This is a genomic window from Streptomyces sp. NBC_00239, from assembly GCF_036194065.1.
Taxonomy (GTDB): domain Bacteria; phylum Actinomycetota; class Actinomycetes; order Streptomycetales; family Streptomycetaceae; genus Streptomyces.
In genome coordinates this window covers 245,897-260,391 of the sequence record NZ_CP108097.1, presented here as the reverse complement: position 1 = coordinate 260,391, position 14,495 = coordinate 245,897, and the positions used below count along the sequence as shown (strand labels likewise).

Here is a 14,495-nt window from a genome sequence, read left to right as displayed (position 1 = left end):
GGTGTGTGACGTGGGCGGTACTCCCGCGGCTCCCAGCTTGCCGGTTCAGCCGCTCGCCGATGTGCCGGTTCGTGGGGTCATACGGGCCACAGGCTGAAGCTGGGGGGCATCGGTGCGAGTCGGAGCTCGGATTCCGGGCCGTGGTCGTGCTCGTGTTCGTCGAGTCCCAGGGCGCGGTGGAGGGTGCGGACGACGCGGGCCAGGCCGCGGGCGTAGTTCCAGGTGCCGAGGCGGCTGTCGGAGGGACCGTCGACGGTGAGCTGCTCCCAGTCGGCGAGCGCGCCGGCCACCTGGGGGTCGCTCGCCCGGGCCTTCTCCGCGTCGGCCAGCAGCGACTGCCCGTACGCGAACAGCTCCTCGGCCAGCCGTGCAAGCGCGACCGGCTCGGGCTTCTGCGCGTACGGGACCAGCGCCCGGCGGACGAGTGCCTGTGCCTTCTGCACGGCTTCCATGTGTGGCTCCCTACGGTCGTCGGCGGACAGACAACTGCCGCACGATCACTCCTGGTTGTGATGAGGTAACCGCACGGATCGATGCGCGAGTACCGTTGGGGAGTCGGAGAAGTATGCAAGCCATGCATCTTTCGGGAGAGCCCATGGCGCACCGCTCACGCACCCCCAACACCGGCCTGCGCGCACTCCTTGACCAGGCCGGATGGTCCAGAAGCCAACTCGCCCTGATCGTCAACCGGGTCGGCGCCGAGGCCGGGCTCGCCCTCACGTACGGACAGCCCGCCGTCTCCCAGTGGATCGCCGGACACCAGCCCCGACCCCAGGTCAGAGCCCTGATCGTGGAGGCGTTCGAGCGGAAACTGGGCCGACCCGTGAGTTACGGCGAGGCCGGGCTGACACCTCCGGCCGGGGGCGCGGAGGCGGACACTGTGCGGGACCTCGTAGACCTCGGAAGGGCAGACATGGATCCGTCCCGGCGCCGCGTCATCGCGGCCGGAGTCTTCAGCGCGGCGCTCGCCGTCCCCCTCTTCCCGGCGCTCGCGCGGGCCGACGGACCGGAGCCCGTGCGGCCCGGGAAGGCCACCACACGGGTGGGGCAGGCGCAGGTGGCGGCCATCGGGACGATGACGGACCGCATCGCGGGCATCCTCGACGAACTCGGGGCCGGGCACGCGCGTCCCATGGCGGCCGCGTTCCTCGTGAACACGGTCGGACCCTGGCTCAAGGCGGAAGCGGCCGCGCCCGTGCGCCGCAGCATGCTCGCCGCCGCCTCCGACCTCGTCTACCTGACCGGCTGGATGGCCATGTACGAACGCCAGCACCGGCTCGGCCAGGACTACTACGTGTTCGCGCTGAAGCTCGCGGGGGAGGCCGAGGAGCACGTCACGTACTGCCGGACCCTGCGCGGCATGTCCCTCCAGGCGTCCAACCTCGGGTACGGGCGGCGCGCCCTCCAGCTCGCCGACGCGGCGGCCGAGGCCGCGCCCGCGGCGGGGCCGCGCCTCGTCGCCTTCCTGCGGGGACAGCAGGCCCACGGGGCGGCGATGGTCGGCGACAAGCGGCAGGCCTTCAACCGGCTCCGCGAGGCGGAGGAGGCGCTCGGGCGCGCCGACGACCGGCGGGAGTCGATCGGCGGATACGACAGGACCGCCTACCTCTTCCACGTGGCGCACGTCCTCAACGAGACGAAGGACGTGGCCGGCTCGGTCAAGACGCTGCGGGAGTCGATCCGGGTGCAGCCCGCGGCCGAGCGTCAGGGACGGCTGCATGCGCATGGTCTGCTTGCGCAGAGGCAACTCGCTATCGGGCATGTCGAGGCCGCCTGCGAGTCGTGGGGCCGCTTCCTGGACGACTACGAGGCGCTGTCCTCCGCCCGAGGCGACGAGCACTTCGAGGTGATGAACCTACGTCTGCGCCCGCACGCCAAGGTCCGCGCCGTCCGGGACCTACGGGCGCGGGCCCGCCGCGTCGCCGAGCTGAAGGGCTGACGGCATGGAAGCGGTCCGCCCGGCGCGCGCCGACCAGAGGCAGGCGAACCTCCTCGGCATCAGCGTTGGTGACGTCATCACGGAGATCGAGCGCACCTACTACGACACTGAAGGCCGGCCGGTCGAGACCGCGGATATCGTTGTCGCGGACGTCCGCTGGGAGATCGCGTACGAGTTCGCCGTGGACCGGCCCGATACCTGAGGCCGGAGCTGGGCATCGTTCCCGAAGAGCTGACCCGTGAGCAGTACGCCGACGCCGTGCGGGCGCGGCGAAAGGCCTGACGCACACAGCGCACCGCGTGGTGGCTTGGTGAGGCGCTGCCCCAACGGCCGGTGGGCGGGCGCACGGGGTCGTGTGCTCCGCAAGCCCTGGGGGCTTGCGAAGCCCCCGCCGGGGTGGTGGGGCGCCGTTGGCGGGTGCGGGCCGTCGGTGGCGTGCAAGACGAGTGGAGTGGCCGGTGTCCGTGGGTGGTGCGGGTGGCCACTGATCGTCCGCTGTCGGCTCGGGCGCCGCTGTGGCGCGCATGTGGTGGTGCAGGTCCGCACGGTCGTGGCTTCGTGAGCGGCCGATTGAAGGCACAGGCGGGGGCGGGTGCGCGCCGGTGGCGGGTTGCTCTTCTTATAAGAGGGCGCCGCCTTCGCATGGCCTCTGACCTGCGGGTTTGTTCGGTGCTATGTGTCCCCCAGGACACATTTGGTGCTTCGAAATGTTAATCCAGCGGGCACATTTCGCGGAAAAATCAAGCAGCTGTTGATTCTTTTGGGCGGCGCTGGGGCTGTGGATCGTTGCAGGTCAGGGCAGTGCGGTGAGGTGGGGTGAGGCCCCTGGGGTGCACTTCGGCGAGTGCCGAATGTGCTCCAGCTTCGACACATGAAATCAAGCGTCAGTTGATTTCTGGTGTGTGGCGGCGCGAAAAGTTCGGCTGGTGTGGATTTTTCGACCCGCTTCCGGACGGGCGCGTGAGGGGAGGCGCCTCTGGTGGGCCGCAACAGCCAAAAGACAAACACAGGTTGAGTTTTTCGATAGCGTGGGACCGCCTGAGCGCCAAGGAGGTTCCGTGACATCTGATCCGCCCGCCGGTCGTCGACAGCGCGGGCCCAGGCCCGTTCCCGACGAGGTCTCGTACGGAGACCTTCCGGCCGCGCTCGGCAGACAGATGGGGGAGAGGCTCGCGCAGGTCGCCGACCCCGGTTGCCGCCGTCGCCTCACCGGAGTCCACTTCGAGTACGCGGTGGATCCCAAGGCCACACACGACATGGCCGGAGGTGCCGGCTACAGCCTGGCCAGCAACTGGTTCACGCAGTTACTGGGGCAGTTGGCCGTCGCGAACAGCATCACGAAGTCCCAGCTTTGCGTCTTCCTCTTCGTGGCGGGTGGCCAGGTGCCGGGAACCGGCGTCGCCCAGTACACGCAGCAGGAGATCACTGACGGGCTGAACAGGATTGCCGTACAGAAGGGCGGCAAGATGATCACGCGCACCACGGTCAACCGCGCGGTGCGGGCGTTGTGTGACTACCACTGGGTGGAGAAAGTCGGTAACGGCCGGATCCAGATCAACGTGCGTCTGTGGTTCCAGGGCAGCAGTACGGACCAGCAGGATGTGCTCGCCGAGATCGCCGAGAGACATGCGGACGATCCCGGCGCGTTCCCGAACGCGGTGGGACCGCGCGGCGCCCACCAGGAGGAACTCGACCTGGGTTTCGCGGTCGCGGACCACGTTCGGGGAAGGAAGAGAAACGGGTGACAGAGCATCCGCGCCCGTGTGCGGGCGACTGCTCAAGAGGAAGGCTGTCCCATGCTTAACGTCACGTCTCCGATCGTCGCGGAACGCATCTGGGCCCTGCCGTTGTCGGGGGCCGCCGTCAAGTTTCTCCAGTACCTGGTCTTCCGGAGCGATTTCGGCGGGTCGCTGCCTGTGCAGCAGAAGGACATGGCTGCCGAGTACGGCGTCACACCGCAGGCGGTCAGCGCCCTCATGGCGCCGCTCTGCGAGCTGAACATCGTGCTCAGGCCGCGCAGCGGGGAACGCCGCGGCAACTCGTACCGGCTTCACCCCCTCGCGGCGAAGTACGAGTCTTCCGAGGCGATGGAGGCGGCGTTCCGCACCGCCCTCGCCCGCATGCAGGCAGATGACCTCCCCACCCTGAAGCTCCCGACCTACCGGCAGGCCCCGCCCGCATCGACGGGTCGCCCCGCGAAGCTGCAACTCGCCTGACCGGCGCACGCGTCAGCCCGTCGGCGTGCCGGTCGGGCGGAAGGTGCGGCGGTAGGTGTCCGGGGGGACGCCTACCGCGCGTTTGAAGTGGCGGCGGAGGGTGGTGGCCGTGCCCATGCCGGTGGCGGCGGCGACCGCTTCGATCGTGTCGTCGGTGGACTCGAGGAGTTCCTGGGCGCGGCGGACGCGCTGGGTGAGGAGCCACTGGAGGGGGGTCTGGCCGATCGCCGCGTGGAACTGGCGGCCGAGGTGGCGGGTGCTGGTGTTGGCCTTGCGGGCCATGTCGGTGACCGTCAGCGGCTGGTCGAGGCGCTGTTGGGCCCAGGCGAGGAGCTGGGCGAGCGCGTGGTCGCCGCGGGCCTGGACCGGGGTGGCCACGAACTGGGCCTGGCCGCCCGCCCGGTGCGGGGACATGACCAGGCGGCGGGCCACCGTGTTGGCGACGGCGGCGCCGTGGTCGAGGTGGACCAGGTGCAGGCACAGGTCCACGGCGGCCGCCTTGCCCGCGGCCGTGAGCACGCTGCCGTTGTCCGTGTAGAGGACGTCCGGGTCGACCTCGGCGAGCGGGTGACGGGCGCTCAGGTCCGCGGCGTGGGCCCAGTGGGTGGTCGCCCGGCGGCCGTCCAGGAGGCCGGCCGCGCCGAGGACGAACGCCCCCGTGCAGAGCGAGGCGATACGGGCGCCCGCCGCGTGGGCCGTCCGTACGGCCTCGACCAGGTCCGCAGGGAGCGGGTCGTCGACGTCCGCGCACGCGGGCACGATCACCGTGTCGGCGCCCGCCAGCCGGTCCAGGCCGTGCTCGGGCCGCACCGTGAACGGGCCGACCCGCACCGGCTCGGGCCCGCAGAGGAGTACGTCGTACCAGGCCTCCTCGGCGCCCGGCGGCGGATTGCCGAAGATCTCGCAGGCCACCGCCAGCTCGAAGTGCAGGAGCCGGCCGACGGCGGGGATGGCGACTGTGGGCATGTCCGAAAGTGTACGGGTGAGGTCGTTCCGGACCATCACGGTCCCGTGCCGTACGCGCCCAGACTGGAGGCAACGCAACGACGGAACGGGGAACAGTGATGAGCGCGAAGACTGCGGTGGTCGTCTACGGGGCCACGGGGCACACCGGCCGGTTCGTCGTCGTGGAACTCCTGCGGCGCGGCTTCGCCGTCATCGTCTCCGGGCGCGACGCCGACCGGCTGGAGGCGCTGGCCGCCGAGCGGCCGGACGTGGCGGTACGGCCCGCCGCCGTGGACGACGCGGACGCGCTGGACCGGGCGCTGGCCGGGGCCGCGGCCGTCGTCAACTGCGCCGGACCGTTCGCCGTCACCGCCGGCCCGGTCGTCGAGGCGGCGCTGCGCGCGGGCATCCCGTACGTCGACGTCGCGGCCGAGATCGAGGCGAACGCCGCGATGTTCGACCGGTACGCGGACGCGGCCCGGGAGGCGGGCGTCCCGGTGGTGCCGGCGATGGCGTTCTACGGGGGCCTCGGCGACCTGCTGGTGACCGCGGCGATGGGGGAGCTGACCGGCGCGGACGCGGTGCAGGTCGCGTACGGGCTGAACAGCTGGCACCCGACGCCGGGCACGCGGATCGCCGGGCAGGTCTCGCACGAGCGGCGCGCCGGGCGCCGGGTGCGGTTCGCGGACGGCGCGCTCCAGTACCACGAGGAGCGGCCGGTGGAGCAGGAGTGGGTCTTCCCCGAGCCGCTCGGGCGGCGCGCGGTCGTCGCGGACTTCACGATGGCCGATGTCGTCACCGTGCCCAGCCATCTGGCCGTGCCGGAGGTGCGGACCCACATGAGCGTCGAGGCGGCGCGGGACCTGCGGGACCTGTCGGGGCAGGACACGCCGGGGCCGCGGGCCGCCGATGAGTTGGGGCGCTCCGACCAGACGTTCGTGGTGGACGTGCGGATCGCCGCGGGCGGCGGTGAGCGTCGGGCGACGGCGCGCGGGCGGGACATCTACGCGGTCACCGCGCCGTTGGCGGTCGAGGCCGTGGCCCGGCTCCTGGCCGGGCGGGCCCGGGTCGAGGGGGTGGCGTCCGCCGGGGCGATGTTCGACGCGGCGGACTTCCTGCGGGCGCTGGACACCGTCCTGACGGTGGAGATCGGGCGCTGAGCCCGGCCGGGCGCTGATCCCGGCCCACCCCGGCCGGCGCCGGGCACCGGGCTCCGCCCGGACCCGCGCCTCAAACTCCCCCAGACTTCGTCCGGGGGTACCCCCAGGTGGGGCTGGGGGTTCGCGGTCGCGGGGGCACATGCGGGGGCGCCCCCTTCCGTCCCGCAGTGGGTGTGGACGGAAGGGGGCGGTGTGTTGTGCGGCGGGAGCCGTTACGCGGCCGCCGTCTGCTGGGGGGCTTCCTGTGCGGACTGGAGGGCGGCCTGCTTGGCGCCGCGCAGGACGCGGTAGAGCATCTTGGGGCTGAAGAGGTTCTGCGGGGGGTCGACCAGGCCGGCGACCCGCATGAACGTGCCGGTGACGTACGGGTCCACGGTCGCCGCGGCCTGCAGCTTGGCCATGTACATGCCGCCCATGACGACCTCGGGGGTCCGCTCGCCCTCGACCTCGGGGAAGCCGAGGTCGCCGCCGGCCGAGAACGTCCACGGCACTTCGATGACGTTGTTGATGTCGCCGAAGAACGCGAGCGCGTCGACCGGGCCGCGGCCCAGGTGCTCGCGCAGCACGATCGCCTCCTGCGCCGCGACCGTCATGCCCTGCCCGTACACCGGGTTGAAGCTGCACGCGGCGTCGCCGAGCACCAGGTACCCGCCCGGGAACCGGTCGAGCCGCTCGTAGTGGCGCCGCACGCTCGCCGGGTACTTGAAGGTCGCGCCGTCGTCGACGGGCTCGGCGTCCTTGAGGACGTCGTACACGTCGGTGACCGGCAGGGTCTGCGTCCAGGCGAGGAAGCCCTCGAGGTCGGCCGGGGCGCTGTCGCCCAGGACGCCGGTGAGGGAGACCGCGCACAGACCGTCCTGGATCCGCGAGAAGAACGCGCCGCGGCGGGTGGCCGGACCGGAGACCGGGTTGATCGACAGGTCGCCGTTCAGGATCGACTCGTCGGGCAGCCGGAACTTCCGGGTCGTGTAGCTGAGGTCGATCTTGACGCGGTCCTCGTCGGGCCGCTCGTACCCCAGCTCCTCCAGCCACACCGGGGTCCGCGAGGCGCGGCCCGTGGCGTCGATGACGAGGTCGGCGGTCAGCGAGTACGACGCCGCCGTGCCGTCGCCCTGCGGGGTGACGGTGACCCCGGTGACGTGGGTGCCGTCCTCGTCGGTCACGAGGGCGTCGATGGAGTGCCGGTCGAGCACCTTGATGCCCGGCGTCGCCAGCACGTGCTCGCGGACCCGGTCCTCCAGCACCGGCCGGGCCGCCGAGACGCACAGGCATCCGGTGGTGGACGGGCTCAGCCGCTTCCCGCTGAAGTACCAGCGCAGCTCGCCCAGGTCACCCGTGGGGATGCCGGAGTCGACGGCACCCTGGGTGAAACCGGGGAACAGCTCCTCCAGGATCTGCTGGCCGGCGGCGAGCAGCCCGTGGACGTGGTTTCCCTGCGGGACGCCGCGCCGGGCATCGCTCCCGGTCAGCGCGTCGCGATCGACGATGAGGACCTCGCCGTACGAGTCCGACAGGACCCGCGCCGCGATGAGTCCCGCCATGCTGCCGCCGAGCACGATCGCGCGCTCGCCTATCTGGCCGGCCATCCTGACCACCTTTCTGAAGTTCGTCTGCCGGTCACGCGGCGTAGCGCGGGGTGTTCTGGTACGCGCCGAGGTACCACTGGCCGTCGCGCTTGACGACGACCCAGGAGGCGTTGACGGAGCGCTCGGGGGTCAGCTCGTCCGCGCCGGGGTTGAGGATGCCGCCCTGCGTGATCACGATCCCGGCCTCGGGGCCGGCGAAGCGGATGTTGACCGGGGCGCCGGTGACCCGGGTGCCCTTGAACGGGCCGGCCCAGGCGGCGGCGACGAAGGCGCGGATGGCCTCGCGTCCCTGCTCGAAGACGCCCGGCAGGATCAGCGTCCCCTCGGGGGTGAACACCTCGGCGAAGGCGTCGGCGTCGTACTTCTCCCAGGCGGCGACGATCCGCTGCGGGATGGCGGCGATGGCCGCCTTGTCCTGGTCGCTCGGCTCGGCCGTGGCGTTCTGCGTGGTGTCGGTCATGGCAGGAGTGCTCCTTCTACGGTGGGCGGGGCGGAGGCGGGGCCGGGCGTCAGATGTAGAGGGTGTTGGGCTCCTGGCCGAGCAGGATCCGGCCGTAGAGCTCGCTGTTGGTGTTCGGGTTCATCAGCGCGTGCAGGCTGACGGCCTGGATGTCCCGGGTGATGCGCTGCAGCGGGGCGTCCGAGTAGATCGACGAGCCGCCGCCGGCGCTCGCGAAGATGTCCACGGCCTCCTTGGCGAGGCGGACCACCGCGCCCATGTCCGCCCGGGCCCGGGCCCGCTCCTCCAGCGACCACTCGGCACCCGACTCGCCCTTGGAGTCGACGAGCCCGGACAGTCGGTGCGCGTGGAACTCGGCCTGGTCGGTCTTGAGCGTGGCCTCGGCGACCTGGTGGTGCGTGATCGGAGCCTCGGCCTGCTTCTCGTAGCCGGTGTACGTGATCCCGCGGGAGGTCACGCGCTCCAGGAACGCGTCCTTCGCGGCGCGGGCCAGACCCAGGACGGTGCCGACGGACGACGCGGACGCGACGGGCAGCAGCGGGGTGCGGTAGACGGGGTTGTCCCTGTTCAGCTCGGAGGCGTACTGGCCCTGGAGGACCGCGCCGAGCGGCAGCACCCGCTCCTGCGGGATGAACAGGTCCTGGGCGACGGTGCTGACGCTGCCGGTGCCGCGCAGCCCCGAGGTGTGCCAGTCGTCCACGATCTGCAGGTCGCCGATCGGGACCAGCGCCATGATGGGCTGCGGCGGGCCGTCGGCGCCGAACAGCACCGCGACGATCTCCTGCCAGTGGCTGTGGTGGGCGCCGCTGACGAAGCTCCACTTGCCGTTGACGACGATGCCGCCCGGGGCCGGGGCGGCCTGCGCGGACGGGCTGAGCGTGCCGCAGATGCGCACGTCGGGAGTGCTGAACACCTCGTCCTGGACGGCGTCCGGGAACATGGCGGTCATGAAGGTCGGGATCCAGTACACGGACGTGGTCCACGCCGTCGCGCCGTCCGCGCGCCCCAGTTCGGCGGCGACGTCGACGAGCGTGCGCGTGTCGGTCTCGTAGCCCCCGTACCGCTTGGGGACCCGCAGCTTGAAGAAGCCGGCCTCGGTCAGCGCCTCGATCGTGTCGTCGTGCAGTCGCCGGTCCGCTTCGGCCTGCGCCGCGAACTTCTTGAGCACCGGTGCCAGTTCGGCGGCCCGCTGCACGAGCTGGGCACGAGTCGGGATGACGGCGTTGGGCATCGTTTCCTCCAGGACCGGGGCGGTGAGGATCGGGGTACCGCCAGACCGTCACACCGACGGAGCGGGCCGGTCACCTTCTGGATTGCGCTGTTGGCCCGCCCGGCGGCCCGGGCCCGCGCGCGCAGCGGCCCCGCCGGCCCAGGTGGGCAATCAGAAAGAAGCCCCGGCCTGGGGCGACTGCCACGATGAGGACCCGGCGCGTCCGCCCCCGCGGCGCTCCCTGTCCTGCCGGCCGCCGAGAGGGAATCTGTCAATGACCGACGAGAACCGTCCCGATGCCGCGCGCGACCAGGCCGCCCCTGCCACCCGGCCCCTGACCGGCGCGGAGTACGTGGAGAGCCTGCGCGACGACCGCGAGGTGTTCATCTACGGCGAGCGGGTCAAGGACCTCACCACCCATCCGGCGTTCGCCAACCCGGTGGCGATGACTGCGCGGCTCTACGACGCCCTGCACGACCCGAAGACCAAGCCGGTGCTGACCTGCCCCACCGACAGCGGCAACGGCTACACCCACCGCTTCTTCACCACCCCGCGCAGCGCCGAGGACCTCGTCGCCGACCAGCAGGCCATCGCCGCCTGGTCCCGGATGAGCTACGGCTGGATGGGCCGCAGCCCCGACTACAAGGCCGCCTTCCTCGGCACCCTCGGCGCCAACGCCGACTTCTACGCCCCGTACTCCGACAACGCCCGCCGCTGGTACAAGGAGTCGCAGGAGAAGGTCCTCTACTGGAACCACGCGATCGTGCACCCGCCGGTCGACCGGAGCCTGCCGCCGGACCAGGTCAAGGACGTCTTCGTGCACGTGGAGAAGGAGACCGACGCCGGCCTGATCGTCAGCGGCGCCAAGGTCGTCGCCACCGGCTCGGCGCTCACCCACCACAACTTCATCGCCCACTACGGGCTGCCGGTGAAGAACAAGGAGTTCGCCCTGGTGGCGACCATCCCCACCGGCGCCCGCGGCGTGAAGCTGATCTGCCGCCCCTCCTACACCGCCACCTCCGCGGTCATGGGCAGCCCCTTCGACTACCCGCTCTCCTCCCGACTCGACGAGAACGACACCATCCTCGTCCTCGACAAGGTGCTCATCCCCTGGGAGGACGTGTTCATCTACGGGGACATCGGCAAGATCCAGATGTTCTCCGGGCAGTCCGGCTTCATGGAGCGCTTCACCTTCCACGGCTGCACCCGCCTCGCCGTCAAGCTGGAGTTCATCGCCGGGGCCCTCGCCAAGGCCCTGGAGATCACCGGCACCCAGGACTTCCGCGGGGTACAGACCCGCCTCGGCGAGGTCCTCGCCTGGCGCAACCTCTTCTGGGGCCTGTCCGACGCCGCCGCCCGCAACCCGGTGAAGTGGAAGAACGGCGCGGTGCTGCCCAACCCGCAGTACGGGATGGCGTACCGGTGGTTCATGCAGATCGGCTACCCGCGCATCAAGGAGATCGTCCAGCAGGACGTCGCCAGCGGCCTGATCTACCTCAACTCCAGCGCCGACGACTTCAAGAACCCCGAGATCCGCCCGTACCTCGACAAGTACGTCCGCGGCTCGGGCGGCATCGAGGCCGTCGAGCGCGTCAAGGTCCTCAAGCTCCTGTGGGACGCCGTCGGCACCGAGTTCGGCGGCCGGCACGAGCTGTACGAGCGCAACTACGCCGGCAACCACGAGGCCGTGCGCGCCGAGCTGCTGTTCGCCCAGTCGGCGTCCGGGCAGCTCGACGAGTACAAGGCGTTCGTCGACCAGTGCCTGGGCGAGTACGACCTCGACGGCTGGACCGTCCCCGACCTCAACTCCTTCGAGGAGTTCCGGGACATCAGGAACGGCATGTTCGGCAACTGAGCCCCGGGCCCGGGACCGGACGGGTCACCGGACCCGCCCGGGACCCCGGTCAGCGGGGCATCCCCGGACCGTCAGCGGGGCACCCCCAGCAGGTCCGCCAGGTACGGCGCGATCACCTCGGTGACGATCTTGCAGTCGAGGACCAGGGTGCCCCGGCCGCCCGCGCCCAGCCAGGCCCGTACGGCGTCCAGGTCGGCGGGCACCCGGACGGTGGCGGCCTCGGCGCCCAGCGCCCGGGCCACCCCCGCGAAGTCGGTGTCGGCGAAGCCGGTGGTGCGCGGGTCGGCGCCCTGCGGCAGGTACATGTGCTCCTCGAACCCGTACGAGGCGTCGTCGTACACCACCACGAGCGCCGAGCGGGCCGTGCGGATCAGCGTGTCCAGCTCGGGCAGGCCCATCAGCGCCCCGCCGTCGCCGACCGCGAGGACCGCCGTACGATCGGGCCGGCCCACCGCGGCGCCCACCGCACCCGCGAAGCCCAGGCCGATGGTCTGGAACGAGGCGCCGGTGAAGACCAGTCCGGCCGGGTCGGGCACGCTCCAGTACATGGCCGGCCAGCCGATGAAGTGGCCGCCGTCCGTGATGACGGTGCGGTCGTCCGGCAGCAGCCGGGCCAGCGCCGAGGTCAGGGTGCGCGGGTCGATGCGGTCCGCCGTGCCGGCGTCCTCGTACGGCTGCGCCGGCCAGCCGCCGGCCGCGATCTCGGCCGCGGCCTCCTCCCGCCAGCCCGACACCGGCACCTTCGCGCGGTCCACGCAGTCCAGCAGCTGCGCGGCGACCATCGCCGCGTCGCCGCGCACCCACAGGTCGACGCGGTCGGACGTCGGCGCGTCGGCCGTGTCCACCTGGACGACGGTGGCGTGCGGGCCGGGCAGCCGGCCGCCGTGCAGGGTGAAGGTGTCCAGCCGGGCCCCGAACACGACCACCACGTCGGCCTGCTCGATCAGGCCGGCCGACGGCGGCGAGGCGAAACCGCCGCACACGCCCAGCGACCAGGGGGTGTCGTCGAACAGGCCGTTGGCCATGACGGTCGTCGCGTACAGCGCGCCCAGGCGGTCCCCGAGCTCCGTGAGGATCTTCCCGGCCTGCGCCCGCCAGGCGCCGAGCCCGGCCAGCAGCAGCGGGCGGCGGGCGCCGGCCAGCGCGTCGATCACCGCGTGCACGGCGTCGGGCTCCGCCGCCGGCCGCAGCGAGGCGGCGGGCAGGTGCGCGGCGAGGGCGGCCGGCTCCGGTTCGGGCAGCGGCGCCGCGAGCAGGTCGCCGGGCAGGAACAGCGCCACCGGGCACTGCTCGTCCGCGGCCCTGCGCACCGCGGCCGCGGCCTGCGCGCGGGCCGTCGCCGGGTCGGTCAGCCGTACGACGGCCACCCCCAGCGAGGCCGCGAACGCGCTCTGGTCGATGTCGTGCGGGCGCCGGCCCGCCACGGGTGCGTCCCCGCACAGCAGGACCACCGCGCTGCGGTTCTTGACCGCTTCGGCCAGCGGGGTGGCGATGTTGGCCAGGCCCGGGCCGTGGGTCGTGGTGCACACCGCGACCTCCCCCGACACCCGGTAGTAGGCGTCGGCCATGGCCATCGCGCCGCCTTCGTGGCGGGCGGCCGTGTAGTGCACGCCGTGCGCGGTCAGGGCGGCCGTGGCCAGGATGTTGCCGCCGCCCACCACCCCGAAGGCGTGCCGTATGCCACTGTCGGCGAGAGCCTGTGCGACCCCCGCTGCGAGCGTTGTCACCGGAAACCTCCGAGGTGAAGCCGATCGTTGCGGTCGGTGGAAGGCGGGCCGGGACGAGGGCGGACAGGTGCATCGCTGCACCGCCCCCGCCGCAGCCGGCCGTGGCGCCCGGGCCTCAGCCCAGTTCGAAGATGACCTCTCCCACGGTCATCTCGATGCGGTTGGTGCGCACCAGCTCCCAGCCGCCGGCGGCGAACACCGACTCCCAGTTGTCGATGGTGGGGATGAAGGTGCCCATCAGGTCGTGCCCCAGTTCGAACCCCAGCGTGAACACGGGCAGCTGGGTGTCGGGCAGGTTGGTGCGGGTCGCGTCACCGAGCAGGAAGCGCTTGGCCTTCGGGAACACCTCGCGCAGCCGGCGCAGGGTGGCGATGGCGTTCTCCCGGGGCCAGAAGTCGTGGCCCATCATGAAGCACGTCAGCAGCTCGACCTCGTCGAACTCGGGCCGCCGCTCCAGGCGCAGCACGTCGCCCACGAAGAACTCGGTGCGGGCGGCCAGCCCGTTGGCGGCCACCTCCCCCTTGGCGACCTCGATGGACGGCGGGGCGATGTCGACGCCGATGCCGCGGGCGCCGGGGAAGTGGCGCATCAAGTCCATCAGCCGACCGCCGCTGCCGCAGCCGAGGTCGGCGACGTGCGTGACGTCGAAGTCGACGCGGCCCAGCGCCGACCAGAAGGTGGGCGCGTACGTGACGTGGTCGATCTCGCGGCAGGCGTACGCGATCGCGGCGGCGTCGCGCGTGTAGTAGTCGCCCTTGCGGTTCTCGTTGCGCAGCACGGACGGCAGCTCGCGGAACAGCTCGGCGCTGCCGATGCTGAGCCAGTGGAAGAACGACTTGTTGTGGTAGACGGCGTCGAAGGAGTCGTTCGCGACGACGCGGGCGCCGGTGCGCTCCACCAGGCCGACGGCCGACAGGGCGCGGAACAGGCCGGTGGTGCCCTGCGGATCGAGGCCGTGCGTGACGGCGAACTCCTCCGCATCCAGCGTTCTGGCCTCGTACAGCGCATCCAGCGCACCGAGCTCCCACGCTGCCGCGATCGCCCAGGCGGCGACGGCGGAGTTGTAGATGGACGCGACGTGGGTGGTGGCGGTGGGGGCGTGCGAGAGGTCAACGGTCATGGTGTTTCCCATCCCATCTGGAGGATTTCTCGGGCCGCACCGTGCACCTCGGCCTCCCGAGGTGGCGGTCGTGAGCCGTGCACTTCCGTGAGAGGGCGCAAATGCCCCCGGCTACTTCCCGAAATCGTCGTGTCTGCGACAGCGAACTTGCATCTTCTGACGTGCTGTGAGGTCCCGTCCGGCCCCGGCGGTCCCGGTGGCACGGGCCGCAGCAGCCTTGAAGATGCGCCGGTCAGTGCGAGCGGACAGGCTCGTACGAGATCTCGTGGCGGGGTCC

At 71.8% G+C, this 14,495-nt stretch carries 12 protein-coding genes and 1 pseudogene; 6 read left to right on the top strand and 7 right to left on the bottom strand.

Annotation, left to right across the window (positions count from 1 at the left end; genetic code table 11):
• Positions 1-77: 77 nt before the first annotated feature.
• Positions 78-452: a DUF6415 family natural product biosynthesis protein gene (locus tag OG764_RS40455; protein WP_328973841.1), complete on the bottom strand. Its 375-nt coding sequence runs from the start codon at positions 450-452 to the stop codon at positions 78-80.
• Positions 453-595: 143 nt separating this feature from the next.
• Here OG764_RS40455 and OG764_RS40450 point away from each other — a divergent pair, with 143 nt between their 5' ends.
• The 4 genes and pseudogenes from OG764_RS40450 to OG764_RS40435 all read left to right on the top strand — a co-directional run bounded on the left by OG764_RS40450 (position 596) and on the right by OG764_RS40435 (position 4,155).
• Positions 596-1,939 (top strand): hypothetical protein, encoded by a 1,344-nt coding sequence (locus OG764_RS40450; protein WP_328973840.1) that lies wholly within the window; start codon positions 596-598, stop codon positions 1,937-1,939.
• Between the two features lie 4 nt (positions 1,940-1,943).
• Positions 1,944-2,141, top strand: a pseudogene (locus tag OG764_RS40445) (UTRA domain-containing protein); the annotation flags it as partial.
• Positions 2,142-2,997: 856 nt separating this feature from the next.
• Positions 2,998-3,684: a hypothetical protein gene (locus OG764_RS40440; RefSeq protein WP_328973839.1), complete on the top strand. Its 687-nt coding sequence runs from the start codon at positions 2,998-3,000 to the stop codon at positions 3,682-3,684.
• Between the two features lie 51 nt (positions 3,685-3,735).
• Positions 3,736-4,155 (top strand): hypothetical protein, encoded by a 420-nt coding sequence (locus OG764_RS40435; RefSeq protein ID WP_328973838.1) that lies wholly within the window; start codon positions 3,736-3,738, stop codon positions 4,153-4,155.
• 12 nt (positions 4,156-4,167) lie between these two features.
• Here OG764_RS40435 and OG764_RS40430 read toward each other — a convergent pair whose 3' ends face one another.
• Positions 4,168-5,121, bottom strand: coding sequence for a helix-turn-helix domain-containing protein (locus tag OG764_RS40430; protein ID WP_328973837.1), 954 nt, complete (start codon positions 5,119-5,121; stop codon positions 4,168-4,170).
• 98 nt (positions 5,122-5,219) lie between these two features.
• On the opposite strand from OG764_RS40430, the gene OG764_RS40425 reads away from it, so the two are divergent.
• Complete coding sequence (locus tag OG764_RS40425; protein WP_328973836.1) at positions 5,220-6,260, top strand: saccharopine dehydrogenase NADP-binding domain-containing protein; 1,041 nt, start codon at positions 5,220-5,222, stop codon at positions 6,258-6,260.
• 212 nt (positions 6,261-6,472) lie between these two features.
• Here the strand turns inward: OG764_RS40425 and OG764_RS40420 are convergent, their stop codons facing one another.
• The 3 genes from OG764_RS40420 to OG764_RS40410 are packed head-to-tail and all read right to left on the bottom strand — an operon-like array spanning position 6,473 to position 9,537.
• A complete protein-coding gene (locus tag OG764_RS40420; RefSeq protein WP_328973835.1) occupies positions 6,473-7,846 on the bottom strand; it encodes an FAD-dependent oxidoreductase in 1,374 nt (457 codons plus the stop codon).
• Between the two features lie 31 nt (positions 7,847-7,877).
• Positions 7,878-8,306 (bottom strand): SgcJ/EcaC family oxidoreductase, encoded by a 429-nt coding sequence (locus OG764_RS40415; protein ID WP_328973834.1) that lies wholly within the window; start codon positions 8,304-8,306, stop codon positions 7,878-7,880.
• Between the two features lie 49 nt (positions 8,307-8,355).
• On the bottom strand, positions 8,356-9,537 hold the full coding sequence (locus tag OG764_RS40410; protein WP_328973833.1) for an acyl-CoA dehydrogenase family protein: 1,182 nt from the start codon (positions 9,535-9,537) through the stop codon (positions 8,356-8,358).
• Positions 9,538-9,790: 253 nt separating this feature from the next.
• On the opposite strand from OG764_RS40410, the gene OG764_RS40405 reads away from it, so the two are divergent.
• Entirely contained in the window at positions 9,791-11,371 is a 1,581-nt protein-coding gene (locus OG764_RS40405; protein WP_328973832.1) for a 4-hydroxyphenylacetate 3-hydroxylase family protein, read from the top strand.
• Positions 11,372-11,442: 71 nt separating this feature from the next.
• Here the strand turns inward: OG764_RS40405 and OG764_RS40400 are convergent, their stop codons facing one another.
• Complete coding sequence (locus OG764_RS40400) at positions 11,443-13,098, bottom strand: thiamine pyrophosphate-binding protein (RefSeq protein WP_328973831.1); 1,656 nt, start codon at positions 13,096-13,098, stop codon at positions 11,443-11,445.
• A gap of 115 nt (positions 13,099-13,213) precedes the next feature.
• Positions 13,214-14,218 carry a class I SAM-dependent methyltransferase gene (locus OG764_RS40395; RefSeq protein ID WP_328973830.1) on the bottom strand — a complete coding sequence of 335 codons (1,005 nt, stop codon included), beginning with the start codon at positions 14,216-14,218 and terminating at the stop codon, positions 13,214-13,216.
• Positions 14,219-14,495: the final 277 nt, after the last annotated feature.